Source organism: Lentzea sp. NPDC042327 (genome assembly GCF_040647275.1).
Taxonomy (GTDB): Bacteria; Actinomycetota; Actinomycetes; order Mycobacteriales; family Pseudonocardiaceae; genus Lentzea.
Map to the genome: position 1 here is coordinate 271,014 of NZ_JBEZBX010000009.1, position 25,697 is coordinate 296,710.

A 25,697-nucleotide genomic window follows, 5' to 3' on the forward strand; every position below is an offset into this window, starting at 1 on the left:
CGTGGTGGTGCTCAGCGCTTGCGGGCGAGTCCCACGTAGACGTCCTCGGGGCCGCCCTCTCCGGCGGGGCCGAGCTCGGGGTGCCAGTGCGGTGCTGCGACGACGCCCGGTTCCAGGACCTCCATGCCCTCGAACATGGGGAGGAACTCGTCGCGCGAGCGGAAGTACATGGGGTCGCGGCTGTGCTGCATGGCCTCGACGACGGACCCCATCTCCTGCGGCTTGAAGTCGGCCGTGAGGTGCGATAAAGCGATGAGGCTGCCCTGCGGCATGGCGTCGCGATAACGCGCGACGACGTCGGCGGGACCCTTCTCGTCGGGCACGAAGTGCAGCACGGCCACCATCAGCAGGCCGACGGGCCGGGACAGGTCGATGAGGTCCTCCACGACCGGGTCGGACAGCACGTCCCGCGGGGAGCACATGTCGGCCTGCACGACGCCGGCGTTCGGGTTGCCCTCCAGGATCAGCTGGCTGTGCGAGACGGCGACCTCGTCGTAGTCGACGTAGACGACGCGCGCGTCCGGGTTCTCCTGCTGCACGATCTCGTGCACGTTGCCGACCGTCGGGATGCCCGAGCCCAGGTCCAGGAACTGCGTGATGCCCTGCTGCATCATCATCAGCACGGCCCGGCGCATGAACGACCGGTTCGACGCGGCGATGGCCCGGCCGTCGCGCAGCACGCCGAGGACCTTCTCGCCGACCACGCGGTCGGAGGCGAAGTTGTGGCCACCTCCCAGCAGGAAGTCGTAGACGCGCGCCGCGCTGGGCACGTCGGTGTTGATTCCTGCGGGCACCCACGAGAACGGCTCGGACATGCCGGTCAACCTACCGGGTTGCATGCACGCGTGTGTGACCCCGGAACGGGTGAACCGCTACGGGAGCAAATGGCGGAACGCGGCGATGAGCAGCAGCCGTTGCTGGTCGACGTCGAGCGCGTCCTCGGGGCCCAGCCACTCGACCCTGATGCCGAGGTCGACCGCTGTCAGGTCCACAGTGGACTCATCCCGCGCGATCGGGCTGTCCTGGTGCAACAGCTGGTAGGAGAACCGGATCGCGACCGTGCCGTCGAAGCTGACCTGCTCCTCCGGCAACCGCAAGGCGGTGTGCACGGCCCCGTGCAGGGCCTCGCCGGTCAGGTGCAGCGGCGCCATCACCACGTGCGTGATGCCGAGGTCGTGGCTGCGCACCGACACCGCGACCGTGGGCCCGTCCGCGACCGGTGGCCGCGGCTGCGGGAACACCGGCAACGCCGACTTGCGGTCCGACCGCCACGCCGTGACCAGCCGCTCGACCGCGTCCACCAGGTCCACGTGCTTGCGCGGCGTCAGCAACGGCAGCGGCTCCTCGTCCACGCGCACGATGAACAGGAACGCGCGGCGGCGGGTCAGCTCCGCCGCGAAGTCGGCGATCCAGGTGTCCGTGGCCCATTCGCGCGACGGCGTGTGGGACGACCACAGCAGGACGTAGTAGTCCGACGACGCGATCGCGTCGGGCACCGGTGCGTCGGTCAGCTCGGTGAGGGAGGTGGTGACGTTGCGGGCTTCCAGGCCGGCTTGCAGGGCGTCGGCGTGCTGGCGGTCCTTGTGGGCGTACGCCAGGAACACCTTCGGGTGGATGTCTAAGGGCACGGGAGTCACCGTTCTTCCGCTGTGCCTTGGGGGGTCTGCGGACAGTTGCCGTGGGTCGCAGGTTAACGATCCAGGTGCGGTTCAGATCGTTTGTCATGTTTCTGTCCTTGAACCGGCGCCTATCGAGTGGGTGATGCGGGCCGCCACCCTGCGCAGGTGGTCGACCAGCGCCCCCGGTCCGTGCACCGTGAAGTCGCAGTCCAGCAACGTCAACCGGAACGCCAGGTACTCGACGGTGTCCTCCCCGCTCTCCCACCGGCACGACGCCGCGTCGAGTGCCCGCAGCTCCCCGGCGGCGTCACCGAGGCGGGCCCGCGCCACCTCCACCGGCAACCGCAGCGTCGCGGAAGCCCGGTGCACCGGCACCGAGTCGTACATCCGTTGTGCCACGTACTCCACGGCGTCGCCGCCGGGTGCGGTGCGCGGGGTGGAACGGGCGCCGGTCGCGAGGGCCGACGTGATCCGGTCCAGGCGGAAGACGCGCCAGTCGGCGCGGTCGAGGTCGTGGGCGAGCAGGTACCAGCGGCGGCCGAGTGCGACGAGGCGGGTGGGTTCCACGTGGCGTTTCGAGGTCACGCCCTCGGTGGAGACGTAGGAGAAGCGCAGGCGTTCGCAGGCGTGTGCGGCGGCGGCGACCACGGTCAGCTGGGCGGGGTCGACCAGTGCGGCCGCGGGGACCGGCGAGGACGAGGTCGTGGCGGTCAGGGTCGCCACGCGGCGGGCCAGGCGCGGGGGCAGGACCTGGCGCAGTTTCGCGAGGGCGCGCAGGGAGGCGTCGGCGATGCCGGACACGGGCTGGCGGGCCGCGGTGTGCAGGCCCAGGGTGATGGCGACGGCCTCCTCGTCGTCGAGGAGCAGCGGGGGCATGGCCTGGCCGGCGACCAGGCGGTAGCCGCCGAGGGTGCCGAGGGTCGCCTCCACCGGGTAGCCGAGGTCGCGCAGGCGGTCGACGTCGCGGCGGATCGTGCGGCCGGTGACGCCGAGGCGGGTGGCGAGCTCGCTGCCCGGCCACTCGCGCGGGGTTTGCAGCAGGGACAACAGGCGCAGGAGCCGGGCGGCGTCGCTCATGCCGGAAACCTAGGCCAGAAGTAGGACCGATGTCGTCCTACATCGGCCATACGGTCGGGCCATGAACGTTGTGCCGGAGGGCTACCACACCGTCACGCCGTGGCTGATCACGCGCGGCCGCACGGTGGAGCTGATCGAGTTCGTCGTCGAGGTGTTCGGGGCGGTGGAGCTGGGGCGCGTCGGGCAGGCCGGGGCGATCGGCCACGCCGAGGTGCGGATCGGGGACTCGGTGGTGATGATGTTCGACCATCCGGACTGGCCGGCCACACCGGGGTTCCTGCGGTTGTACGTCGCCGACGACGCGGCTGTTCTCCTGCGGGCGGTGGAGAACGGCGCGCGGGTGCTCACCGAGCCGACCGAGTTGTTCTGGGGCGACCGGGTGAGCAGGTTCGCCGACCCGTTCGGCAACCTGTGGTGGGTGCACCAGCGGGTCGCCGAACCGGCCCCGGACGAGCTGGACGCCAGGATGCGCGACCCGGAGTTCAGCAGGGCGATGGAGTACGTGCAGAGCCTGGACTTCACGCCGGGCCGGTGACGCGGGCGCGTTCCTCCGCGGTCAGCGTCGGGGCGGGGGCAGCGGTGCGCGGGCCGCGGAGGGTCGCCAGGAACACCCTGGGGCTCATCAGGTTCGTCATCGGGCCGGAGAGGGTGAACGCGTCGATGAACGCGCGGGTCACCGCCGGTTCGGAGGTCGCGGTGCGGACCAGGCGGTCGACGTAGCGCTGCAGGACGCGGCCCGCCAGCGGCAGCGGCTTGCCGATCGCGTCGGGGTAGAGGATGTCCTGGTTGGTGGCCATGGCCCAGGCGCCGTCGACGACCTTCGCGATGGCGCGCTGCACCTGCTGCGCGGTGGCACCGGAGCGCAGGCCCGCGTCGAGGGCCAGCGCGCTCTGCGCGGCGATCGACATGCCGTGGCCGTACACCGGGTTGTAGGTGGCGACCGAGTCGCCGAGCGCGAGCACGCCCGTGGGCCAGGACTTCAGGCGTTCGAAGAACAGGCGGCGGTTCGCGGTGCCGTGGGCGCCGTAGACCGGGGTCAGCGGCTCGGCGTCGGCGATGAGGTCGCCGACGACCGGGTTGCGGACCGAGCGGGCGAAGTCGACGAACCGCGACTCGTCGGTGGTGGGCTCGCCGCCGCGGGTGCCGGAGAGCGTCACGAGCCAGCGCCCGCCCTCGATCGGCAGCAGCGTCGCCGTGCAACCGGGGTGCGGGTCGCGCGGGTTGGCCTGCACGTTGACGATCGGGAAGTCCGTCGCGGCCGAGGCGGGGGCGCGGTACACGCGCGTGGCGTAGGCGAGACCGGAGTCGACCGTCTCCTGCGGCACCTCGGGCAGCCCGAAGTCCGCGAGCCACCGCGCGAGCTTCGAGGCGCGGCCGGTGGCGTCGAGGACGAGGTTCGCCTCCAGCGAGACGCGCTCGCGGGAGACGCGGTCCTCCACCAGCACCCCGGTCACGGCGTCGCCGTCACCCAGCAACGACACCGGTTCCGTGCCGGTCAGCACCGAGATCTTGTTGTCCCGCAACGCCTGGCTGCGCACGACCCAGTCGAGCAGGCTGCGGCTGCACGAGACGATGTACTGCATCTCCGGGAACCGCGGCACCCAGCCCTGCGCGCTCAGCGACACCAGCGCGTTGGGCACGCCGATGCGGTGCGCGCCGGCGGCGAGGAGCTCGTCCAGCGTGCCGGGCAGCAGCTCCTCGATCGCGCGGGCGCCACCGGACATCAGCAGGTGTGCGTGCCGGGCCTGCGGCACGCCGGTGCGCGGCTCGGGGCCGTCCGGCAGCTGGTCCCGCTCGACCACGGTGACCTCGTCGTAGTGCTTGACGAGGACGGTCGCGGCGAGCATCCCGGCGAGTCCTCCGCCGAGGACCACGGCGTGTGTCGGTGCCATCTAGTCGTTTCCCCCTGCTGCGTGCACGCGGGCGGCGTCGGCCACCGCGGCGTCGACGATGGGCGAGTGCTGGAACGCGCGCGAGATGCGCACCCACCGGTCGTGTTCGGTCGAGAGGTCCGTCCCGTCGACGATCTCGGCGGCGGGACGGCGCTGAGGTGGCCTGCGGCGGGCCTCGGTGGTGCCGGCGGCGCGCAGCTGGGCGGCCTCGACCACGGCGGCCAGCTCGTCGGCGGGCAGCTCGGCCGCGCGGGCCAGGGTGGTGGCCGACTCGCCCACGGACAGGTCGTAGTACGGCGTCAGCGCCCAGCGCCAGTCGTTCAGCTCGATGATCTGCCTGCGCACCCGGTGGTGCGGGTTCAGGAACTTGCCCGGCGCGACCAGCACGATGTGCGGGTTCACGTGCGCCAGCGACCGGTGCAGCGGCCGCAGCAGGAAGTACGTCCGCCACCGGCGCAGCCACAGCCGCGGCGACGGGCGGCGCGGCCCGAACACCGGCAACGCCATCGCGATCACCAGCGGGACGATGCTGAGCGCCGCCACCAGCGGTGCGGCCGTGCTCAGCACGTCGAAGCTGCGCTCACCGGCCCAGTTCATCAGCAGCACGAACAGCTTGACCACAGCGAACGCCACCGGGCCCAGACCGGTGAGCGCGTACCAGCGCAGCCCCCGCGCGAGCCACGGCCGCGCCGAGATCGCCTCGTCACGCGCACCCTGCCAGCAGTGGTAGGCCTGCCCGCCGCAGCCGACCGCCGTGGCCACGAAGTAGATGAACAGGAACACCGCCACCGTCGGCTGCGTGGCGTAGAACGTGTCGAAGTCGACCTGGCGCTCGTCGCCGACCTCGGACTTGAAGAACAGCACCACCATCGCCGCGATGATCGTGCCGTAGCCGATGAGGATCAGCCGGACCCGTTGCCACGCCTGGACCGGTGGGCAACGCCAGTACAGCACCAACGCGAACGACGAGCCGGAGAACCCGACCACGAGCGAGTACACCAGCAGCGCCGCGAAGTTCGGCACGCCCGACACCCAGTTGATCCAGGTGATGTTCGCGGGCGCGGCGAAGAACACGGCGAACGCGGAGAACGACACCGTCGAGATCAGCGCGACGACCCTGGGGCTGCCCCAGTTCGAGCGCAGCGCCCGGATCTTGTAGGCGAGCAGGAGCAGACCGGTCAGACCGCTGGAGAGGTAGGCCAGGTCAAAGATCGCCACGACGCACCCAGCGGGATCGCCCCTCGAGCGACTCGGCGATCCGCCGCACGTGCGGAGCGGTGTCGGTGCCCGCCGTGTCCGCCCACACGTGGTGCTCGGTCAGGCGCTCCAGCAGGTGGTCGGCGAGGTTCTCGGCCTGGCGCTCCTCGTCCTCGGTGAGCGTGGTGCGCCCGGCGATGATCTGCGCCATCCGCGGCAGCAGGTTCGGGGCGAGCTTGCGCATGCCCTCGGCCTTGGTCAGCGCCACCGGCTCGTGCCGCAGCAACGCGTGCGCGAACTCGTGCAGCAGCACGTGCAGGCGGTGGTACCACGACGGCGAGTCGGCGCAGAGCACGAGGTACGTGCCGTTCTCCAGCAACGCCGTCGCGCCGCTCAGGCACGTCGTCCCGGTGATCTGCGCGAAGCGCACCTCGACCGGGCTCCCGAGCCGTTCGCCCATGAGCTCGCAGACCCGGCGGCTCGCGTCCCGGTGCGTCGCGTCAGGCGGCAGGTCGAGGTCGCGGGTGACCTCGTCGACGAGCTCGCGCAGCTTCCTGCGGTTCACCCGGCGCCTCCTCTCGTCCTCGGCAGCAGCGGTCCAGATCGCGATCTTCACGCGTTCTCGGGCGGGGTGCGGCGGCCCTTCATCGGGAACGTCCAGCCCTCGCCGACCTCCAGCGCCTGCCGGAACCCTTCTACCGCAGCGGCTCTGGCCTGCGGGGAGAGTTCACCCGTCCGCTCGGCCAGGCGGGTGACGAACTCGACCACGCCGAGCTCGCGCAACGCCAGGAAGTCGGTCAGCTCCGAGTCGACCTTCGCCGCGACGTCGTCGTCGAAGAAGTACGCGGGATCGGCGCCGAAGTGGTCGGCGAGCCCGAGGATGTGCTTGAGCCGCGGGTTCGCGCTGGCCTGGCTGAGCAGCTCGCGGATGTAGCTCGCGGAGATGCTGCCGTAGTGGCCGGCGCTGCTGATCGACGCCGCGACCTCCTCCGGCGACCACGGGCCGCGGTCGGGCGGGTGCACCGCCTCGAACAGCGTGCTCAGCGCGGTGGCGCGCCAGCCGGGGCGTTCATCGCGGTAGAGCTCGCGCCGTCCGCCCAGGAACACGGCGGGGTGCACGCCGAGCGCGCCGGCGAGGTCGACGACGGCCTGGCAGGTCGGGTTGTCCTTGACGCCGAGCCGCAGCTGCGAGATGTAGCCGTGCCCGATGTCCCCGCCGCGTTCCCTGACCGCCGCCGCGAGCGCCACGTTGGTCATCTTGCCGGGGTGGTTGGGCGGGTTGTTGCACAGCTCGTTGAGGACCTCGGCGAACGGCCTCACGCCACACCTCCGCTGGAGCGACCCTACGGCCGGCAATCATTCCACTGCTGTGGAACCTCGCGAGCATATGGCATCACAAGGGTTGAATCCACCAGTGCGTAGCCCTATGCTCACAGTCCGCCGCTTCCACTGCTGTGTCGCGTTTGATCCGAACGACGTCACTTCAGTTGAACGTGGCAGCTGAGGCCAGTCAGGGCTGACGTCTGGGGGGACTGATGACGACGGCGCGGATGGGGCTGACTGTGAACGACGGTGCTGCTCGTTCCCTTGTCCTGCACGACGAGAGCGCTCCCTCGCGGTGCGGTTCCTGCGCTCAGCCGCTCGGTGCCTGGGCCACGGACCGCCTCACCGGCCTGCTCGGCCGCTGGGGCTGGGACGACCAGGCACCCGCGCTGTACCGCAGGGCGCAGCGCCGCTGGGAGCAGGTCGCGCTGCTCATGATCGACCTCGACCGGTTCAAGAAGATCAACGACGACTACGGCCACCCGGCCGGCGACGTGGTGCTGACCGACGTGGCGGGCGTGCTGACGACGCACACCCGCTCCGCCGACCTGGTCTGCCGGTACGGCGGCGACGAGTTCCTGGTCCTGCTGCCGCGCACCACACCGGGCGAGGCCGCCGTGGTCGCCGAGCGGATCCTGCGCGGCATCAGGGCGTTGCGGACCGACATCACCACGAACGACGGCTACGGCCTCACGCTGACCGGCCAGACCGCCTCGATCGGCGTCGGCGCGCACGTCCCCGACCCCGGTGCCACGGTGGTCGACCTGGTCCGCGAGGCCGACGCCGCACTGCAGCTCGCCAAGCGCGGCGGCCGGGCGCGCGTCCAGGTGCACGACCCCGGCTCGTTCGCGGAACGCCGCACGGACACCGCGGCGCTGCACCACCTGCTCGTGTTGCAGGAGCTGATGGGCAGCGACCTGCTGCCGCACGTGCTGGTGGAGCTGTCAGAGGGTCCGAAGGCGTTCGAGGAGCTCGTCGCCACGGCGGGCCCGACCGTGCACCGGACGTTGGAACGCCTGCAGGACAACGGTTTCGTGATCCGCCGGGCGGCGAGGTACGAGTTGACGGCCGCGGCACGCGAGTGGATGACCGACGTGCTGCCGGTCGTGGGGGCCTGGGCCGGGCGCCACCACGTGCACGTGAGCTGAACCGCCGCGCGAACCTCGGGGCGTCGAAGGCACAACATCTGGCACCCTGCTCAGCGGATGGCCGCGAGCCGTTCCTCGACCTCCTCGGCCGTCGCGTGCCCGCGGGCGAGCGCGTACCCGTTCGTCCCGTCGAGCGCGATCAGCGTCGGGTAGCCGCTGACACCGAACCGCGCCGCGCGCACGAAGTCCGCCTCCGGCTGTGCGCTGTGGAACGCCGCGACCACCACGTCGCCGTCGAGCCCGAAGTCGGTGGCGATCCCGCGGAACGTCTCCGGGTCGGACAGGCTCCTGCCGTCGTGGAAGAACGCCTGCTGCACCGCGATGGCCAGCTCAGCGGCCCGCTCCGGCGCGGCTTCGCGCACCGCGGCCACCCCGCGGGCGGCACCCTCGGAGTCCATCACGAACTCGCCCTCGTCGAGCAGCCGGTTGAACGCGTCGCCGAACCGCGCGCCCGTACGTGCGGTCACCTCCACGTTCGCGTCCTTGATGAACCCGAACTCGCGGATCGGCACGCGCCGCGACCCGGTGAACAGCCCACCGGAGACGACCTCCACGGGCAGGTCGGGGTGGCGTTCGGTGAGGGCGCGCAGCGTGCCGGAGAAGGCGTGCGACCAGCCGCAGTAGGCGTCGAAGACGTAGACGAGCTTCACGACCGGGTACAAGGCCCCACTCGGACCAGGCATTCCCGCCGATCATGTCGATCACCTGTCGGGCGAGCCGCACCTCGGCCTCGTCCCGGGTCCGTTCGCATTCCCTGATCAGCGTCCGCCACGGGGGAGAGGCCAGCGGCACATCGTTCGCAGCAGCCATCAGCGGACCGACGAAGTCGTACGCCTCCAGCACGACCAGATCCTGCCCGAACGCCGTGGCCGCGTTCGGCGAACGCGCGGGCGAGGGGGAACAGCGAGAGCAGGTGACCGGGCTGCGGAGAACTCGACATGATCCGCATGGGGAATGGAGTGCTGATCCAATTAACCCGGTCTTGGGTGTCATGGAATCAAAACACGTCGTAGCGTGAGGCGTGGGGTGATGCCGGGTGGCCGAGGTCGAGAACTCCGTGTCCGGGACGGTCAGCGGGAACGTGGTGCAGGCGGGCTCGATCGGCAGTCTCCACATCCATTCCAGCGCACGTGGAAACCCGGTGCCGCAACAGCTGCCGCCTCCGCCGCGGGTGTTCGTCAGCCGAGCTGACGAGCTGACCGAGCTCGACCGGTGGTGGGAGCACGAGGAACACCAGCTGCTCGTGGTCGTCAGCGGTCCCGGCGGCGTGGGCAAGACCTCGTTGGCGCTGCGGTGGTTGCACGACACGCGCGACCGGTTCCCCGACGGGCAGCTCTACGTCGACCTCGGTGCCCACGCCGAAGCCGCCCAGCCGGACGAGGTGCTGGAGTGGTTCCTCGGCGCGCTCGGGGTCGAGGTGGTGCCGCCCGGCCTCCCGCAACGGCAGGCGTTGTTCCGCTCGCTGACGGCGGACCGCGCGTTCTCGATCTTGCTCGACAACGCGGCGAGCGCCGGGCAGGTGCGCCCGCTGCTGCCCGCGTCGGCCGGCTGCGTGGTCGTGGTGACGAGCCGCTGGCGACTGAGCCCGCTCGGCATGGACGGTGCCCGGTTCATCGACGTCGACCCGATGGGCGTACAGGCGTCAGTTGAGTTGCTGGAACGGGTTGTGGGTGAACCCCGGCTCGCGGTCGAGGCCGACGCCGCCCGTGAGCTCGCGCGGCTGTGCGGCGGGATGCCCATCGCGCTCGGCGTGATCGGCGCGCGGCTGTCCCGGCGGCCGCGCCGCTCGCTCGCCAGGGAGGTGGACGAGCTGAGGACCGAGAACCGTCGGCTGTCCAACCTGGACCTCGGTGGGTCCGCCTCCGTGAGCGCGGTGCTCGATCTGTCCTATGTTGACCTGCCGCCGCGGCAAGCACGGCTCTACCGCCTGACCTCGTGGCACCCCGGACCGAGCTTCGGGGTCGAGGTGGCGGCGGCGATGCTCGCGGACGACGTCGGCGAGGTGGAGGACGACCTGGACGACCTCGTCGAGAAGAACCTCCTCAGCGAGGCCGGCGACGACCGGTTCCGGTTCCACGACCTCCTGCGCCTGCACGCGCGCGAGCAGACCGACGCCGATGTCGAGCGGGCGGTCCAGCGAGCCGTGGAGTTCTACCTGGACAAGGCGGTCGTCGCCGACTCCGCCGCGATCCCCGGCCGGCCGCGGGTGGGGCTGCGGTTCAAAACGGCGGATCCCGACGCGTTCGGCTCCCGCGCGGAGGCCTTGGACTGGCTCGACCACGAACGCGACAACCTCGTGCAGGCGTTGCGCGCTGCCGAGGACCGCGGCTGGCCGGAGCTGGTCTGGCAGCTCGCCGAGGCGATGTTCGCGTTGTTCCAGCGTCGGCACCACTACTCGGACTGGCTGTTCACCCACCAGCTCGCCGTGGCGGCGGCGCAGTCGTGCGGTGAGCAGACCGCGGAGGCCAGGCTGCGCATCCAGCTCGCGGTCGCGTTGCGCAACCTCGGCCGGCTCGACGAGGTGACCGAGCAGGTGCGGGTCGTGCTCGAGCTCGCGGGAGACCACGACCTCGGCAGCCGGGCGACCGCGTTGGTGCTGCTGGGGCACACCCACCGGCTCAAGGGCGAGTTCGAGGTCGCGCTGCGGTACTTCCGCGAAGGTGTCAACGTCGAGACCCATCACGGACGCGTCCGCGGCATCGGTCTCGCCCGGCGGCGCGTCGGCGAGGTGCTGATCGATCTCGGGCGCTTAAACGAGGCCATCACCGAGCTGCGGGAGTCGGAGGCGTCGCTGGACAACGCGGTGGACAAGGCGCGGGCACGGGTGTTCCTGTCGCGCGCACTCCTGCACGCCGGTCGGTTCGACGAGTCGCTCATGCTGGCACACGGCGTGCTCGCCGACGTCCGGGACGCCGGCTCACCGCTGCACGTCGCCGACGCGTTCGAGTTGCTGGGCGAGATCGCCGAGCGGCAGCGCGACTGGCTGCTCGCCCGTGACCACTATCGCGCCGCACTGGCCTGCTACAGCGAATCGTTCGACCCGAGCGCCGACCGGGTCAGGGACCGGCTCGGCGCTGTCGATCGGAACGACGACGAGCGAGCAGCCGACGTACCGGCTCAGCAACAGCCGGGCGGCAGCGAGGGCGAGCCCGGCTGACCGTTGTGGCGCGGCCAGCAACACGTCGGCGAGCGTCCACCACTTCCGTGCTGCCCGCTCCGTGCGGACGAGCAGCACGCCGTCTTCCCTGACCACGCCCTCGTCAACGAACACGGCTCACCGGCACCGGTGCGATCGGAGCGGGGAAGGCCGGCTCCTCGATGCCGATCAAGCCGTACATGGTGGCGCGCAGAACCTCTCCCGCTCGATCGAGGCGTGAGCTGAGGAGCTCGGCGAAGCCCGGCACCCGCACGGCCTGGTCGAGATCGCCGGTGTAGGTCGGGACCCGCTCGCGCAGCACGTGAGCGAGACTGCCTTCGCGGACCTCCGGGCAGGTCGCGAGCAAGACGCGCCGGCCGACCGCAGCCGCGTACTGCGTCGTCGAGCCGTGGTCGCCGATGACGACATCGCTCGCGATCACCGCCGCGCGCCAGCCTTCCTCCGGCGGAATGACGATCACGTCGCAGTCGGCCAGCCAGGCGCGCACCTGCCACCTGCCGTGCACCGCGGTGATGTTCGGGTGCAGCACGGCCCCGACCCGCACCTCGCGCGGCAGCTCCCGGTAGAGCTCCGGGCGTTGGGCGAACGTCGACTCCGCCGTCCACGTCGAGCTGATCGTCACGAACGCCTCGCCGGGCTCGATGCCCAGCGCACGGCGGTAGTGCTCGCGGAACGGCAAGCTCGCCCGCATCCGGTCGAGGCAGAGGTCGCCCGCCACCACGGCCCTGCCGAATGCCTCCGGGCACGACTCGGCGAGCACGTCGAGCTCCTGGTCGTGTGACAGCACGATCGCCGCCGCATGCACCTTGCCGTCGCGCATGAGCAGCTGCCGGTCGAGACCGTGCACCGGCTCGGCGGTGTGGCGCATCCGCCGTCGTGACTTCATCGCACTCGCGCCGTGGGGCAGCACGAGAACCGGTCCCGGCGCGCGGTCGACGAACCGGTAGCTCGCCGCGAGCACGAGGTCGAACTCGTGCTGCAGCGCCAGCTCCCACGGGATGACCAGCCCGCCGATCGCGGCGACGAACGCCGTGGTGCTGCCGTCCGGTTCGGGCAGCGTGAAGTAGACCTGCAGCCGGTGGTCAGCTTCCAGCAACGGCAGCAGGTCGAGCAGTCGGGTACCCGCCACCACGCTCGGAACGATCACCAGCACCTTGCGGCACCTGGGCACGGTCACCCGGTGCGCGCCTCCCGCGCCGAGCGGGGTCGTGGACCAGCTCATTTCGCCTCCGTCGGTCGAAGTGATGAACAGACCCTCCCGGCTCGGGTGTTCACTGAGCTGTCAGAAACTCTTCGCGCAGTTCATGGCCGTTCTGATCAAGGTGGTCCGAGGTGTTCCGGCGCTATTCACGACCTCATGTCAATGGACTGTCACCCATCTGTCACATTCGGCAGCACAAGTGCATTGCATCGCCGCTGAAGGGAGAGGACACTTTGAGCGGGGACGCGAGGGGTGGCGCTGGTGGATGCGCGATTCACGATTCTGGGGCAAACGGGGATACGGGTCGGCGGCGCGATCGGTGCGCATTGGGGTTCGTTGAAGCTGCGCGGCATGCTCGCCGTGCTGCTCACCCGCCCTGGCCAGCTGGTACCTGCGGCGGAGATGGCCGACTGGGTGTGGGGCGACGAGGACGAGCTCCCGCACAACCCGGTCCAAACGCTGTACTCCTATTCCTCTCGAATTCGCCGTGCCCTCGAATCCATGCAGGACCGGGTGGAATTGTCGGTGGTCAACGGCGCATATCGTCTCGACGTCGAGCGCAACGCGGTCGACTACTTCCAGTTCCGCGCGCAGGTCGACCGCGCCGGTGCACTCGCCCGGCGTGGCGACCACCAGCAGGCGTTGGACGCCATTCGCGGCGCATTCAGCATCTGGAAGCACCAACGCCCACTGGCCGACCTCAAATCCGAGCGGGCCGACGCGTGGCGTGCGCGCGCCGAGCAGAACGTCCGGGTACCCGCGTACGACCTGCTGTGCGCCGAGTACCTGGTGCTCGGCGAGTACCCCCGCGTTCTCCAAGAGCTCGACGACCTCGCACCCGACTACCTCGCTCACCCCGCACTGTTGAAACGACGGCTCGAGGCGCTGTACCTGTTGTCCCGCACGGACGAGGCGACCCAGCTCTACCTGCACACCTACCAGGCGTTCAAGGCGGCGTTCAACGACGCCGCCGCACGCGACCTGCTTGAGTTCCACGACCACCTCAAGGCCCACGGCGTCGCTCGCACCGAACCGCCGACCGGCACCGCGGGTGTCCTGGTACCGCAGCAACTTCCGCTCGACGTACCCGTTTTCGTCGGACAGCAGCGCAACCTCGCGGCATTGGATGCGATGGCAGCACGGCCTGGCATCATCGTCGTGGACGGTGCCGGCGGTGCGGGCAAAACCGCTTTGGTCGTCCACTGGGCTCACACCCGTCGCGCGTTGTTCCCCGACGGTGTGCTGTTCCTCGACCTGCAGGGCTTCTCCGACAGTGCGAACGTCGACGTCTCCTCGGCGGTCGACCGCTTCCTGCAGGGCCTCGGTGTCCCGCCGGATCGAATCGCGAATCCCGACCACCGGCTCGCCAAGCTCCAGTCCGCCATGGCAGGCCGCAGGTTGCTGGTCGTGCTGGACAACGCCGCTGACACCGACCACGTGCGGCCACTCCTGCCGCTCTTCCCGTCCTGCGTGATCGTCGTGACGAGCAGGAGGCGGCTGTCCGGCGTCGCCGCTCGCCTCGCGCCGCAGCGGATCGCGATCGATCCGCTGACGGACGACGAGTCGGCAGCACTGCTCGTCGACCGAATCGGCGAGCGTGGTCGCGGCCGGCCGGAACTGGTCGAGCTGAGCCAGGTGTGCCACGGTCTTCCGCTGGCGTTGAAGGTGTTGGCGAACCACATCGCCACCCGGCCGGAGGTGCGCCTCAGCGCGTTCGTGACCCATTTCCGCGAACGTGGTGTGCTCGACATCGGCGCTTCGCACGGTCACCGTGCGGTGTTCATGCAGTCCTTGCGCGCCCTGGAACCCGATGTTCGGCTGCTGTTCCGCGCGATCGGTGCGCATCCGGGCCCGAGTGTCACGGTGGGTTTGGCGGCAGCCATGACATCGATGCCCGCATCGCGGGTCCATGTCGCACTCGATGCGCTGGCGGAGGCCCACTTACTGGAGCAGGCGGGCGAGCTCGACCGGTTTCGGCTGCACGACATCCTGCGCCAGTTCTCGGCCAGCCTGATCGAGGAAGCGGAAGAACGCCGGTTGTTCGAGCGCCGCATGCTCGACTTCTACCTGAGATCGGCGGAGAACGCCGATGTCCGGGTGATGTCCACAATGGTCAGAGTGGCGACCATCGATGCGGACGAAGACGTTGCAGCTCTTGAGTTCGAGGACGCGGCGGCGGCGCAGCGCTGGTGCGTGATCGAGGCTCAGAACATCATCTCCGTGGTGCGTTTCGCTGTCAGCACGGGGCATTTCGAGCATGCGGTGCAGATTCCGCAGCTGGTCGGTCAGATCTGGTTGCGGCGTGGTCTCACAGCAGAGGTGCTGACCGCCTTGCACGCCGGTCTCTCGGCGGCGCAAGCGCTCGGAGAGTCAGCCGAGGTGGCGGCGGCCGACCTCATGCAACAGATCAGCCACACTTATCTGCAGCGCCAGGAGTACGGGCCGGCCGAGCACTTCGTCCACTCGGCACACCTGGGGTACGCGCGAGCAGGTGGTGACCAGACCTCAGGTATCGCGACATGCCTGCACACCGGCGCGCGCATCCTGGTGGCCACGGGGAACACCGCTCTCGGAATCGACTCGCACGAAAGAGCTCTTGCCATGGTTCGCCGACTGAGGGAAGCGGGCCGGGGCATGGAACAGGTTTTCCTGTACCGGGCAGGAGAGGCGTACAAGGAGGCTCTCGACTACCGGCGAGCCGCACTCTACTACCACCAGGCTCTCGTGCTGGCAGAAGCCCGGCACAGCGAATCGGCGGAGGCGACGATTCTGCAGTTGCTCGGCGACTTGAGCTTTTCCAGGGAGCGAATCGGGGAAGCCCGCTCGTTCGCGGAGGCCTCCCTGTGGAAGCACGCTCGCTTGCACGCCGTCGGCAAGGCCGGTGAAGTGTGCGCGCTGCTGTGCGAGATAGAGCTGGTCGACGGCGAGTTGTTGAAAGCTAAACGGTACGCGCGTCAGGCTATTCGTCTTTGCGCTCAGGCCGGGGCATCACCCCTTAGTGAGGTGAGGGCGCTGAACGTGCTCGGCCGCATTCTGGGCAGGGCCGGCCAGCGAGAGGGCGCGGTCGAGGCATTCGAACGAGCGCTGGTCATTTCCGCGGATCTGGATCCGGCCCGTGGTGAGCGCATAGCCGCTGAGCTGCGGGAACTTGAGACAGAGCACTACCTCCCGGAGGCGCGGACCAGGCTGTCGGCGTCGCGTCGAGGTCATGGTTCGGGCATCTGCCCGTAAGAGAACATCGTCCGCCTATAGCTTCACGGGTGTGTGCATCCCTTCCGGGTGTCACTCTTTCTCCTGACTTTCGGGTGAACTTGGTATCGGTCCAATCCTCTGCGTAGCATGCGCCTGCCGGGGTGGAATTCCTGCCGGTTCCCGCCTGTGATGAAGGAGAGCAAGATCATCACCCGCAAGAAGGCGCTCGTGATGTCCCTGTTCGGTGCAACCATGGCCGCAGGTGTCCTCGCATCGGCTTCCGCTCAGGAGGCGAATGCCGCGCCGATGGAGACGCAGCTCTGCTGTGTCGAGCCGCTCAAAGCGCAGTCGTGGTCCGTCGTGCCGCTCGAGACGCAGTCTCGACACTGGGTGGACGGCAAATCTCCGAAGAGTGGTCTGCTGAACTGAGCGGGGCAGTAATGCCGCGTCGTCTTTGAAAGTTGCTCGGATTCATGTGTTGGTCAGGCGGATGCCACTCATCCGCCTGACCAACAGTCCGAGGCGGCTGATGTGAGCCGGTGCGCCGTGCAGCGCGACCAAGCACCGCCGGAGCGTTCGCGACCTGGCTGTCGGCTCCGCACGGGACGGGTCAGGCGGTCGAGCCGACTCCCTTGATCCGGCCGTCCCGGAACGCGTCCACGAACAGCCGGTGGTCCTCCCGGGTCTGCTGCGCGTAGTCCAGCGCGAACGTCACGATCGACTCGGTGAACTCGCGCTCGCGCGACCCGATGACCTCGGCGATGGCCTCCTCGCACTGGAAGTCCACCAGGGTCTGCTCGGAGTCCTCGTCGGCGACGCAGTGCATCTTGGCGGTGGCGCGGCCGAGGTAGTCGAGCACGGGCAGCATGTCGGCGGGCTCGGTGAGGTCGGACCAGTCGAGGTCGGCCTCGTACGGGGAGAGCTCGGCGACGACGTAGCCGACGCCGTCGATCTCGGTGTGGCCGAGCCACGGGTCGGCGTGGGCCTGCAGTGCGCGTTGGGAGACGGCGGTGCGGTGGCCGTGGTCGGTGAAGTACGCGCGGATGCGGTCGTCGGGGACGATGCGGCTCGGGGCGGCGACGTTGGCCTGCTTCATCGACAGCACCACGTCGTTCTCCAGCGCCTGGGTGCGGCCCTCGACGAGGATGTTGTAGGCGTGCAGGCCGGCGGAGCCGATGCCGAAACCGCTGCGGCCCACCACGTCCTTCACGGTGTAGGTGCGGCTGCTGGCGCGTTTGCCCTGCGGGATCGTGTCGAGGTAGGCGGCGTAGGCCTGTTCGACGGCGGCGCGGACCTCGTCGGACAGTTCGTGGGTGCCTTCGCGGTCACGGCGGAACGTCCGCTCGTAGTCGCGGATCGTGGTCTTCTCGCGCAGCAGGTCGATGCGGGTGGCGAGGCGGGCGCGCTGCAGGACGCGGTGCAGGGCGCCCTCCGTGCTGTCGAGGCCGAGGCTGAACAGCTCGTCGCCGGGTTTCTCGGCGAACGTGCGGACCTGCGTCACGTAGGCGGCCACGTAGGTGCCGATCAGCTCGGTGATCGCGCTGTCGGGCAACGCCTTGCGCCAGCCGAGCAACGCCATGGAGGCGGCGAAGCGGCGCAGGTCCCACGTGAACGAGCCGAGGTAGGCCTCGTCGAAGTCGTTGACGTCGAAGACGAGCGTGCCCTCGGAGTCCATGTAGGTGCCGAAGTTCTGCGCGTGCAGGTCGCCCTGGATCCAGATGCGGCCGGTGCGGTCGTCGGCCCACTCGTCCGGCAGCTCCGCCATGTCCGCGTAGAACAGGCAGGCGCTGCCGCGGTAGAACGCGAACGGTTCCGCCGCCATCTTGCGGAACTTGTGCCGGAACGCGGCCGGGTCGGCCGTCATCAGGTCGGTGAACGCCTCTTCGAGCACGCTCACGATGCGGTCGCCACGATCGGTCACGGCGGCACCCCCTTGTCTCCCGGCCGGCCGTGTCTCCCGTCCGGCAGGACGCACAGCCCACCACGCCGGTGCCCTCCGCGCACGGTGCGCGTGCAAATTTCGCCGGCCGTTCCACCGGAGTTGCCCCGAGCCGGGACGAACCGGGCAGGAATCGAGAAGCCGACGGCCCGCGCCGCCCCCTAGCGTCGCGGGCATGTGCTTCATGTTCGGTGCCAGCCAGGAGCAGATCCGGCACGCGCTCGGCCCCGCGGAGGCGGGCCCCGGCGAGGCCGAGCGGGACGAACCGGACGAAGGGACGGGCTACGCCTTGCACTCCAGCAACGTCTGCGCGGAGCTGCCGCCGTAGAGCGACGGATCGACGGCGGAGCAGTGCTGCGTGATCCACTCCTGGCGGCCGTTGTCCGTGCCGCCGGGACCGCGCATGCCCATGCCGCCCCCGTTGCCGAGCACGAACTTCAGCCTGCCCCCGCTCACCCAGGCCTGGAGCTGGTCGACCGACGGCGCGTCGTCCGAACCGGAGAACCCGCCCATGCCGATCACCACCTCGTCGGAGCCCATGATGAACGGCGCCGCCGCCTGCGCCGAGCCCGCGACGGCCAGGGTGATCGCGGCGCCACCGCTGTTCTCCTTGGCATAGGCCAGGATCTTGCGCTGTTCCTCGGTGAGCTCACGACTGCCGGGGCCGGGGCCGCGCATCTGCTGGCCGCGGTCAGCACGACCGTCAGGCGCCTGCCGGGTCCCGTTCGGCGGCATCTGGCCAGGCGTCTGCCCACCCGGCAGCTGGCCGGGAGCCTGCCCACCTGGCACCGGCCCGTCGCGGAAGAACTGCCCACCACCGTCAGCCGGTCCGGCCGCGGGCATCACCCCGTTGTCCGTCGCGGTCGCCGCCGTCGCGGTGGACCACACGGCCGGCACCAGCAGCACCGCCACCACCGCCGCGACCAGCCCGGTCCGGCGCAGCCCTGCCAGCAGCACGACGACCGCCACCGCGGCCACCCCGACGACCGCCCAACGCGCCCATCCGTGCCACGACGTGTCCCGCGAGACCACCACGAACGCCCAGGCCGCCGTGAGCACGACCGAGACCGGCAGCAGGAACCGCACGACGCTCCTGGCCCGCCAGAACATCACCAGCCCCGCGGCGCTGATCGCGGCGACGGCCGGTGCCAGCATCGTCGTGTAGTACGGGTGGAAGATGCCCTGCGCGAAGCTGAACACCGCCATCGTCACGAGCAGCCAGCTGCCCCACAGGAACCAGCCCGCGCGCTCGGCCGCGTCACCCGGCACCTCGCGCCGCCGCCGCAGCACCCCGCCGGCGGCGACCGCGACCAGCACGAGCAGGCTCAACGGCAGCAGCCACGAGATCTGCCCGCCGACCGCGTTGTCGAACATGCGGGTGACGCCCGCCTGACCGCCGAACATCGCGCCGCCACCGGGACCGGCGACCTCCACCCCCGCCGGCGGCGTCCCGATCATCCGCTCGCCACCGCCACCGCGGTTGCCGGAGCCGCCGAACACCCGGCCCAGGCCGTTGTAGCCGATGATCAGGTCCCACGCGCCGCCGTCGGTGGACCCGCCGATGTACGGCTTGGACCCCGGCCAGAACGCGTGCAGCGCCACCCACCAGAACGACGACACGACCAGCACCACCCCGGCGCCCAGGAGGTCGGCGACCCGCCGCTTCAGCGGTGAGCCCGTCGCCACCAGGTACGCCAGCGCGAAGCCCGGCACCACGATCCACGCCTGCAGCATCTTCGTCAGGAACCCGCAGCCGATGAAGAAGGCGCACCACAGCAACCACGTCGTTCGCACCCGGCTCTCGCCGGCCTGCACCGACCGCGTGAGCGCGTAGGCCGCCGCGACGAGCGTCAGCACCAGCAGCGTGTCCGGGTTGTTGTCGCGGTTGATCGCCACGGTGACCGGCGTCAGCGCGAAGATCAACGCCGCGAGCAGCGCCACGTGCTCGCCCGCCCACCGCCGGACCGTCCGGTGCAGCAGGAACACCGCCGCGACGCCCTCGACGACCTGCGGCAGCAGCACCGCCCAGCCGTGGAACCCGAAGAGCCACACGGAGACCGCCTGCGGCCACAGCGCCATCGGCGGCTTGTCGACGGTCACCACGCCGGCCGGGTCGAACGAGCCGAACAGGAAGTTCGTGAACGACGTCGACATCGACTTGGCTGCGGCCGCGTAGTAGGAGTTGCCCACCTGGCCCGCGCCGATCCGCCACGCGTACAGCGCACCGGCGACCGCGCAGATCGCCGCGAGCGCCCAGGCAGGCCAGCGCGCCGGACGGGTGTCCGCGGGCGTGGCGGCGGGTGCGGCCACCTCGGCAGTGGCGGTCATGCTGGTTCCTTTCGGTCGTCCCGGCGGAACACCCAGCTCCGCAGCAGGAAGAAGCGTCCCGCCGTGCCGAGCGCCGACGAGCCGAGCAGCACCGCCAGCTCCAGCAGCCGGGACGGGTCGGGGGTGGCCGCGTGCAGCACGAGCAGCGCGGCCGACGTGAACGCGTAGTACAGGCCGAACACCACGAGGCCCTGCAGGTGCGTCCGGCCGCGGGCGGTGTTGCGGGCGGTGAACGTGAAGCGCCGGTTGGCCTCCGTGTTGACCAGGGTGGTGATCACGAGCGCCAGCAGGTTCGCCGTCAGCACCGGCCACCACGTGCGGAAGACGCCGTACAGCGCCAGGTTCGCGAGCGTGGAGACCACGCCGATCACCGCGAACGACAGCACCTGCCAGGACAGCCCGCCCTCGCTGCGGCTGAGCACCGCGTCGGGGTGGATCGCCCGCGGCTCCGGGCGCCGCGGCAGGTCCGGCACGCGCGCGGTGCCGTTGGCCTTGGCCCTCGCCACCCGGATGAGCCCCTTCACGTCGTCGAGCGCGGTGCCGAGCACGTCGACCCGGCTGTCCACGTCCTCGACCCAGTCCACCGGCACCTCGTGCACCCGCAAACCGTTGTGCTCGGCCAGGAGCAGCAGCTCGGTGTCGAAGAACCACGCGTCGTCGCCGGCCCGTTCGAGCAACGGCCGGACCACCTCCAGCCGTGCCGCCTTGAACCCGCACTGGGCGTCGCTGAACCGGGCGCCGTGCGTGAGCCGCACCAACGCGTTGTAGCCGCGCGACACGATCTCGCGCCGCGGCCCGCGCACGGTGCGCGAACCCGGTGCCAGCCGTGAGCCGATCGCGAGGTCGGAGTGGCCGTTGACCAGCGGCGCGACCAGCGGCAGCAGCCCGTCGAGACCGGTGGACAGGTCGACGTCCATGTAGACGACGACGGCCGCCTCACTCGCTCCCCACGCCTCCTTCAGCGCGCGTCCCCGGCCCTTGCGGTCGAGGTGGTGCACGCGCACCCGGTCGAACCGCGCGGCCAGGTCGTGCGCCGTGGCCAGGGTCGCGTCGGTGCTCGCGTTGTCGACGACCACGATCGACCAGTCGAACGGGAACTGCTCGCGCAGGAACCCGTGCAGCACCTCGACGCACCCCGGTAGCGCGCGTTCCTCGTTGTGGACGGGGATCATGATGTCCACGGTCGTCGTGGTCCTGTCGTCACGGCGCCGCACCGCGGCTGGCGCCCCGCTGACCGCCATCTGCTCTCCGTTCCACTGTGGACACGTTGCGTCGTTCCCGTTCCAGGGTTCTGGTGCGGTCGTGAGAACGTCCTTGGCTTCTGCTGAGAGGTTCGTGAGAGCCCGCGTGCTCACACAGCGGGCTCACAGGTCGCGGCCCTACCGTCACCGCCATGCGACTGCTGGTGGTGGACGACGACCCGGACGTGCGGGACAGCCTGCGGCGCAGCCTGGAGTTCGAGGGCTACGACGTCACCACGGCCGCGGACGGGGCGGAGGCGCTGCGCCGGCTGAGCGGGATCGACCTGGCGATCCTCGACCTGATGATGCCGAACGTCGACGGCTCGGAGGCGTGCCGCCGGTTGCGCGCGGCCGGCGAGCGGCTGCCGGTGCTGATGCTGACCGCACGTGACGCGTTGGGGGACAAGGTGACCGGGTTGGACGCCGGTGCCGACGACTACCTCGTCAAGCCGTTCGCGCTGGAGGAGCTGCTGGCCCGCGTGCGCGCGTTGCTCAAGCAGAACCGCCACCGCGCGGAGCCGTCGCTGCTGCAGTTCGCCGACCTGCGGATGGACCCGGTCGAACGCGCGGTCTGCCGCGGCGGCACCCGGCTCGACCTGACGCCGACCGAGTTCGACCTGCTCGCGGTGTTCCTCGCCGATCCGGGGCGGCTGCTCACCAAGCAGCACCTCAAGCACGCGGTGTGGGGCCACGACCAGGGCACCAACAACCTCGACGTGTACATCGGCTACCTGCGCCGCAAGACGGAGGCCGGTGGCCGGTCGCGGCTGCTGCACACCGTGCGCGGCCTGGGTTTCATCCTGCGCGAGTCGCTGTGAGGGGCCCGGTGCTGCTGCGGAGCAAGCTCGCGGTCATCACCGCGTGCGTGGTCGCGGTCGCGATAGCGGGCATCAGCGTCGTCACGTGGGTGGTCACCGAGCACAACCTGCGCTCCGAGCTCGACAAGTCGCTGGTGGCGAGCCTGCCGCCACCGGTGCGGCTCCCGCAGCGGCCGGGCGAGGTCCGGTTCTTCAAGCTGCGCTGCGACGAGGGCGTACCGGGCGAGGGGTTGCAGCAGGTGCTCCAGGGCATCCAGGAGCTCCGCCCGGACGGCACGAGCTGCGCACCGCCCGGCGTCGACCCGGTCGTCACGACCGCCGCCGACCTCCAGGCGCTGTCCACGACGTTCCGCGACGGCGTGACCCGGTCCGGCACGGCGGCGCGGGTGCTGCTGCAACCGCTGGACAACGGCACCGTCCTGGTGCTCAGCCGGAGCCTCGCCGAGATCGACAGCACCCTCACCACGCTGGCCGGTGTGCTCGCGAGCGTCGCCGTGCTCGGCGCGTTGCTGGTCGCCGCCGGCGGTTTGTGGCTCACGAGGCGCGCGCTCGCACCGATGGAACGCCTCACGGAGACGGCCGAGCACATAGCCCGCACCGAGGACCTGACCACGCCGGTCACCGTCTCCGGCCAGGACGAGGTGGGCCGCCTGGGCCGGGCGTTCACCGCGATGACCACCGCGCTCGCCGAGTCCCGCCGCCGCCAGCGCGACCTGGTCAACGACGCCGCGCACGAGCTGCGCACGCCGTTGACGAGCCTGCGCACCAACATCGACCTGCTGGTCCGCGCCGAGCGCACCGGCCGCGAGCTGCCCGGCCGCGCTGAGGTGCTGGACCGGGTGCAGGCGCAGAGCCGCGAGTTCGGCGACCTGGTCAACGAGCTGGTGGTGCTCGCCCGCGACGAACGCGAGCTGGCGCGCGAACCGGTCGAGGTCTCCGGCGTCGTCGACCGGGCGGTCCGGCGCGCCCGCAGCCGGGCCCACGAGCACGTCTTCGACGTCGAACGCGCGGAGTGGTCGGTGCTCGGTGACGCGGCCGCGTTGGAGCGCAGCGTGCTGAACCTGCTGGACAACGCGGTGAAGTTCGCACCGGCCGGGTCCATGATCACCGTGCGGTCGCGGCCGGGCTGGCTCACGGTCACCGACGAGGGCCCCGGCCTGCCCGTGGAGCACCGGTCCGCCGCGTTCGAACGGTTCTGGCGCGCGCCCGACGCCCGGCGCCTGCCCGGTTCCGGCCTGGGACTCGCGATCGTGGCGGACATCGTCGCCGTGCACGGCGGATCGGTCCGGTTCGTGCCCAACGGCCGTGGCGCCTCGGTCCGCGTCGAGCTGCCGCCACAGCGGCACCAGGTTCGCCGTCAGTGGCGCAACGGTATGCGCGCCATGGGTTCGACGAGCTCGCGTTCCTCGTAGGACAGGTGGGACAGCAGCGTGTCCGTCAGCACGTCGACCGCTGCTTGCAGCTCCACGATCTTGTGCGGATCGGCGACCGTCGCGACCAATGCGGCGTCCACGCGTTCAAGCACGTCGTGGATGACACGGTGTTCTTCGCTCAGGCGGTCGAGCACGGGCCCAAGACGTTCATCGCCTCTGCGCAGCTGCGGGTAGAGCGTCCGGTCTTCGAGCGTGTGGTGCACGGTGACCAGACGGCAGTAACTCTCGCAGTACGCGCCCATCGTCCAGTTGTTCTGGCGCATGGTCATCGTGTTGATCTCCGACCGCGCCCGGCCGACGTCGAGCGTGCCGCTCGCGACCTGCTGCACCAGCGAGCGGACCTTCGCCAGCTCCTCGCGCAGGTGGTCGTGCACGTCGATCAACTGCCGGCCCATGGCCTTGCCGGCCGCGGTGTAGACGGAGTCGCCCTGCGGCGCGGGGCTGGTCGGACGTGCGCCCTCGTCCCACAGCCGCTCCCGCGAGAGCCGCGTGCCGTCGTCCGGCGTCGGGGTGACGCCGAGGCTGTCGGCCACCTGCGGGGCCGGCCTGCGTTCGCCCGCGACCAGCTCCCGCACCGCGGGCGCGACCTCCTCGGCGAACCGGCGCAGCTCCTCGTCGCCGTCGGCCTCGACCATGAGGACGAAGCCGCTGATGCCGTGCTCCAGCGCCAGGCCGGCGAGCTGCTCGGCGGTGAGGTCGCCCGTGATGTTGTAGAGCCGGCGGATCGCGGCGGGGGAGCGGCCGGCGGCGACGGCGGCGTCGTCGATGACCCGGTTCATCGCGCCGAGCCGCTCGGGCGGTGCGTACGGGCTCGACGGCAGCCACCCGTCGGCCAGGCGCCCGGTCAGCTGCAGCATCCGCTTCTTGTAGGCGCCCACCCAGATGCCGATGTCGTGCGCGGGGAACGGACCCGGCCGCGCACCGTTCAGCGAGTAGTGCTTGCCGTGCAGGTGAACCCCGCGTCCCGGCGTCCACAGCGCCCTGATCACCCCGATGGCCTCTTCGAGCGCCTCGACCGACTGCGGCGGCGTGCGGTGCGGCCCGTCCATGGCGGCGATGGCGTCCCAGAACGCCCCCGCGCCAAGCCCGAGCTCCACGCGCCCACCGGTGATGAGGTCGAGACTCGCGGCCGCACGCGCAAGGACGGCCGGTGGCCTGAGCGGGAGATTCGCGACGTTGGGGAACACGCGCACGTTGCTGGTCGCCGCGGCGATGACCGACAACGACGTCCACGTGTCGAGGTGCGTCGCGTTGTACGGGTGGTCCTGAAGGCTGACCAGGTCGAGTCCGAGCACGTCAGCGGCCTGGGCGAGGCGCAACGTGTCCGAGAACCGCTCGGCGGTGGGCGGCAGGAAGACACCGAACTCAAGCGGGTGGCCATACTCTGTCATGCCGAAAGTATGCCATACAGATGTTCTGCTGAGCAGACGTTCTGTTCGGGCTAGCATTGGTCGGGTGACCGCTCTCGACGAAGACTTCGGCTGGACCCTCGGCGTGGTCTTCCGCGCCTACGTCAAGGCCACCGGCGCTGCGGTCGGCGACCTGCCCGGCGGCCACCGCGGCTACCAGGTCCTCACCGCCGCGACCCGCGACCGGCCGGAGAGCCAGTCCGCGCTGTGCCAGCAGCTGGGCATCGACCGCACGGTCATGACGTACCTCCTCGACGACCTCGAACGCGCCGCGCTGGTCACCCGCAGGCCCGCCCCGACCGACCGCCGCACGCGCCTGGTGGTGGCGACGGACGCCGGCCGCGCACGCCTGGAGGACCTCGACCGGCGGCTGCGGCACGCCGAGGCGCACGTGCTGTCGGCGTTGCCGGAAGAGGAGAGGGAGACGTTCAAGCGGCTGCTGTGCCGGTTGGCCGGGCACGTGAACTCGCTCGACCCCGTGCCGAGCGCGTGCCAGGTCGTGCAGGACATCGCGGCGAGCACGCCGTGAGCCCCGACCTCGCGAAGGTGGTGTACGTCGGCATCGCACTGCTGGTGGCGGTGGCCGGTGGGCTGGCCGCGGTGGCGGTGCGGAGGCGGGACGGGCACAGCGGGTTCTGGCTGTGGACGACCGGCGCGTGGGTGTTCGTGATCGTCGGGTTCATCGGTTTGCTGTTTTTTTCGAGCGTGGATCTGCTCTAGTTG

General features: G+C 70.6%; 23 protein-coding genes. 10 read left to right on the forward strand and 13 right to left on the reverse strand.

Going from position 1 to position 25,697, the window contains the following annotated elements; genetic code table 11:
* Positions 1-11: 11 nt before the first annotated feature.
* The 3 genes from AB0A63_RS24380 to AB0A63_RS24390 form a co-directional block, all read right to left on the reverse strand.
* Positions 12-815, reverse strand: a complete 804-nt coding sequence (locus tag AB0A63_RS24380; protein ID WP_360395436.1) for an SAM-dependent methyltransferase — start codon at positions 813-815, stop codon at positions 12-14.
* A 57-nt stretch (positions 816-872) separates the two neighbouring features.
* Positions 873-1,628 (reverse strand): toll/interleukin-1 receptor domain-containing protein, encoded by a 756-nt coding sequence (locus tag AB0A63_RS24385; RefSeq protein ID WP_360395437.1) that lies wholly within the window; start codon positions 1,626-1,628, stop codon positions 873-875.
* A gap of 93 nt (positions 1,629-1,721) precedes the next feature.
* Positions 1,722-2,696 carry a YafY family protein gene (locus tag AB0A63_RS24390; protein ID WP_360395438.1) on the reverse strand — a complete coding sequence of 325 codons (975 nt, stop codon included), beginning with the start codon at positions 2,694-2,696 and terminating at the stop codon, positions 1,722-1,724.
* 61 nt (positions 2,697-2,757) lie between these two features.
* Here AB0A63_RS24390 and AB0A63_RS24395 point away from each other — a divergent pair, with 61 nt between their 5' ends.
* A complete protein-coding gene (locus tag AB0A63_RS24395; protein WP_360395440.1) occupies positions 2,758-3,231 on the forward strand; it encodes a VOC family protein in 474 nt (157 codons plus the stop codon).
* Here AB0A63_RS24395 and AB0A63_RS24400 read toward each other — a convergent pair.
* From AB0A63_RS24400 to AB0A63_RS24415, 4 genes are read right to left on the reverse strand one after another with little or no spacing between them, the layout of a single operon-like run.
* Positions 3,215-4,588 (reverse strand): FAD-dependent oxidoreductase, encoded by a 1,374-nt coding sequence (locus AB0A63_RS24400; protein ID WP_360395441.1) that lies wholly within the window; start codon positions 4,586-4,588, stop codon positions 3,215-3,217. The genes AB0A63_RS24395 and AB0A63_RS24400 overlap by 17 nt on opposite strands.
* A complete protein-coding gene (locus AB0A63_RS24405) occupies positions 4,589-5,806 on the reverse strand; it encodes an MAB_1171c family putative transporter (protein WP_360395443.1) in 1,218 nt (405 codons plus the stop codon). It abuts the gene before it with no gap.
* On the reverse strand, positions 5,793-6,350 hold the full coding sequence (locus tag AB0A63_RS24410) for a hypothetical protein (RefSeq protein ID WP_360395444.1): 558 nt from the start codon (positions 6,348-6,350) through the stop codon (positions 5,793-5,795). The genes AB0A63_RS24405 and AB0A63_RS24410 overlap by 14 nt, the downstream gene beginning before the upstream one ends.
* Positions 6,351-6,397: 47 nt before the next feature.
* Positions 6,398-7,105 (reverse strand): hypothetical protein, encoded by a 708-nt coding sequence (locus AB0A63_RS24415; RefSeq protein ID WP_360395446.1) that lies wholly within the window; start codon positions 7,103-7,105, stop codon positions 6,398-6,400.
* Between the two features lie 230 nt (positions 7,106-7,335).
* Here AB0A63_RS24415 and AB0A63_RS24420 point away from each other — a divergent pair, with 230 nt between their 5' ends.
* A complete protein-coding gene (locus AB0A63_RS24420; RefSeq protein ID WP_360395447.1) occupies positions 7,336-8,256 on the forward strand; it encodes a diguanylate cyclase in 921 nt (306 codons plus the stop codon).
* 50 nt (positions 8,257-8,306) lie between these two features.
* Here the strand turns inward: AB0A63_RS24420 and AB0A63_RS24425 are convergent, their stop codons facing one another.
* Entirely contained in the window at positions 8,307-8,939 is a 633-nt protein-coding gene (locus AB0A63_RS24425; RefSeq protein ID WP_360395449.1) for a DsbA family protein, read from the reverse strand.
* 353 nt (positions 8,940-9,292) lie between these two features.
* Between AB0A63_RS24425 and AB0A63_RS24430 the strand changes: the two genes are divergently transcribed.
* Positions 9,293-11,413 (forward strand): NB-ARC domain-containing protein, encoded by a 2,121-nt coding sequence (locus tag AB0A63_RS24430; protein WP_360395451.1) that lies wholly within the window; start codon positions 9,293-9,295, stop codon positions 11,411-11,413.
* 103 nt (positions 11,414-11,516) lie between these two features.
* Here the strand turns inward: AB0A63_RS24430 and AB0A63_RS24435 are convergent, their stop codons facing one another.
* Entirely contained in the window at positions 11,517-12,635 is a 1,119-nt protein-coding gene (locus AB0A63_RS24435) for a hypothetical protein (protein WP_360395452.1), read from the reverse strand.
* 231 nt (positions 12,636-12,866) lie between these two features.
* Here AB0A63_RS24435 and AB0A63_RS24440 point away from each other — a divergent pair, with 231 nt between their 5' ends.
* Together AB0A63_RS24440 and AB0A63_RS24445 are read left to right on the forward strand one after the other, a co-directional pair.
* Positions 12,867-15,845, forward strand: coding sequence for an NB-ARC domain-containing protein (locus AB0A63_RS24440; RefSeq protein ID WP_360395454.1), 2,979 nt, complete (start codon positions 12,867-12,869; stop codon positions 15,843-15,845).
* Between the two features lie 150 nt (positions 15,846-15,995).
* Positions 15,996-16,235: a hypothetical protein gene (locus AB0A63_RS24445; RefSeq protein WP_360395455.1), complete on the forward strand. Its 240-nt coding sequence runs from the start codon at positions 15,996-15,998 to the stop codon at positions 16,233-16,235.
* Positions 16,236-16,416: 181 nt separating this feature from the next.
* Here AB0A63_RS24445 and AB0A63_RS24450 read toward each other — a convergent pair whose 3' ends face one another.
* Positions 16,417-17,670 carry a DUF2252 domain-containing protein gene (locus AB0A63_RS24450; RefSeq protein ID WP_360395671.1) on the reverse strand — a complete coding sequence of 418 codons (1,254 nt, stop codon included), beginning with the start codon at positions 17,668-17,670 and terminating at the stop codon, positions 16,417-16,419.
* A gap of 250 nt (positions 17,671-17,920) precedes the next feature.
* On the opposite strand from AB0A63_RS24450, the gene AB0A63_RS24455 reads away from it, so the two are divergent.
* Positions 17,921-18,073: a hypothetical protein gene (locus AB0A63_RS24455; protein WP_360395456.1), complete on the forward strand. Its 153-nt coding sequence runs from the start codon at positions 17,921-17,923 to the stop codon at positions 18,071-18,073.
* Here AB0A63_RS24455 and AB0A63_RS24460 read toward each other — a convergent pair.
* Together AB0A63_RS24460 and AB0A63_RS24465 are read right to left on the reverse strand one after the other, a co-directional pair.
* Positions 18,028-20,073, reverse strand: a complete 2,046-nt coding sequence (locus AB0A63_RS24460) for a glycosyltransferase family 39 protein (RefSeq protein ID WP_360395457.1) — start codon at positions 20,071-20,073, stop codon at positions 18,028-18,030. The genes AB0A63_RS24455 and AB0A63_RS24460 overlap by 46 nt on opposite strands.
* Positions 20,070-21,314 (reverse strand): glycosyltransferase, encoded by a 1,245-nt coding sequence (locus AB0A63_RS24465; protein WP_360395459.1) that lies wholly within the window; start codon positions 21,312-21,314, stop codon positions 20,070-20,072. Before AB0A63_RS24465 ends, AB0A63_RS24460 begins: the two co-directional genes overlap by 4 nt.
* A 152-nt stretch (positions 21,315-21,466) precedes the next feature.
* Between AB0A63_RS24465 and AB0A63_RS24470 the strand changes: the two genes are divergently transcribed.
* Positions 21,467-22,132 (forward strand): response regulator transcription factor, encoded by a 666-nt coding sequence (locus tag AB0A63_RS24470; RefSeq protein ID WP_360395461.1) that lies wholly within the window; start codon positions 21,467-21,469, stop codon positions 22,130-22,132.
* 8 nt (positions 22,133-22,140) lie between these two features.
* Complete coding sequence (locus AB0A63_RS24475) at positions 22,141-23,544, forward strand: HAMP domain-containing sensor histidine kinase (protein WP_360395463.1); 1,404 nt, start codon at positions 22,141-22,143, stop codon at positions 23,542-23,544.
* Here the strand turns inward: AB0A63_RS24475 and AB0A63_RS24480 are convergent.
* Positions 23,490-24,956 carry an LLM class flavin-dependent oxidoreductase gene (locus AB0A63_RS24480; RefSeq protein ID WP_360395465.1) on the reverse strand — a complete coding sequence of 489 codons (1,467 nt, stop codon included), beginning with the start codon at positions 24,954-24,956 and terminating at the stop codon, positions 23,490-23,492. The two genes, AB0A63_RS24475 and AB0A63_RS24480, sit on opposite strands and share 55 nt — an antisense overlap.
* Positions 24,957-25,020: 64 nt before the next feature.
* Between AB0A63_RS24480 and AB0A63_RS24485 the strand changes: the two genes are divergently transcribed.
* The gene (locus AB0A63_RS24485) at positions 25,021-25,503 is read left to right on the forward strand and encodes a MarR family winged helix-turn-helix transcriptional regulator (protein WP_360395467.1); all 483 of its coding nucleotides are present in this window, start codon (positions 25,021-25,023) and stop codon (positions 25,501-25,503) included.
* Positions 25,500-25,694, forward strand: coding sequence for a hypothetical protein (locus AB0A63_RS24490; RefSeq protein ID WP_360395469.1), 195 nt, complete (start codon positions 25,500-25,502; stop codon positions 25,692-25,694). The genes AB0A63_RS24485 and AB0A63_RS24490 overlap by 4 nt, the downstream gene beginning before the upstream one ends.
* The last annotated feature ends 3 nt before the right edge of the window (positions 25,695-25,697 follow it).

Coding starts and splice junctions, on each gene's coding strand:
- AB0A63_RS24380 (WP_360395436.1), bottom strand. CDS start 815: ATGTCCGAGCCGTTCTCGTGGGTGCCCGCAGGAATCAACACCGACGTG.
- AB0A63_RS24390 (WP_360395438.1), bottom strand. CDS start 2,696: ATGAGCGACGCCGCCCGGCTCCTGCGCCTGTTGTCCCTGCTGCAAACC.
- AB0A63_RS24395 (WP_360395440.1), top strand. CDS start 2,758: ATGAACGTTGTGCCGGAGGGCTACCACACCGTCACGCCGTGGCTGATC.
- AB0A63_RS24400 (WP_360395441.1), bottom strand. CDS start 4,588: ATGGCACCGACACACGCCGTGGTCCTCGGCGGAGGACTCGCCGGGATG.
- AB0A63_RS24420 (WP_360395447.1), top strand. CDS start 7,336: ATGGGGCTGACTGTGAACGACGGTGCTGCTCGTTCCCTTGTCCTGCAC.
- AB0A63_RS24425 (WP_360395449.1), bottom strand. CDS start 8,939: ATGCCTGGTCCGAGTGGGGCCTTGTACCCGGTCGTGAAGCTCGTCTAC.
- AB0A63_RS24435 (WP_360395452.1), bottom strand. CDS start 12,635: ATGAGCTGGTCCACGACCCCGCTCGGCGCGGGAGGCGCGCACCGGGTG.
- AB0A63_RS24445 (WP_360395455.1), top strand. CDS start 15,996: ATGAAGGAGAGCAAGATCATCACCCGCAAGAAGGCGCTCGTGATGTCC.
- AB0A63_RS24450 (WP_360395671.1), bottom strand. CDS start 17,670: ATGACGGCCGACCCGGCCGCGTTCCGGCACAAGTTCCGCAAGATGGCG.
- AB0A63_RS24455 (WP_360395456.1), top strand. CDS start 17,921: ATGTGCTTCATGTTCGGTGCCAGCCAGGAGCAGATCCGGCACGCGCTC.
- AB0A63_RS24460 (WP_360395457.1), bottom strand. CDS start 20,073: ATGACCGCCACTGCCGAGGTGGCCGCACCCGCCGCCACGCCCGCGGAC.
- AB0A63_RS24465 (WP_360395459.1), bottom strand. CDS start 21,314: ATGGCGGTCAGCGGGGCGCCAGCCGCGGTGCGGCGCCGTGACGACAGG.
- AB0A63_RS24470 (WP_360395461.1), top strand. CDS start 21,467: ATGCGACTGCTGGTGGTGGACGACGACCCGGACGTGCGGGACAGCCTG.
- AB0A63_RS24480 (WP_360395465.1), bottom strand. CDS start 24,956: ATGACAGAGTATGGCCACCCGCTTGAGTTCGGTGTCTTCCTGCCGCCC.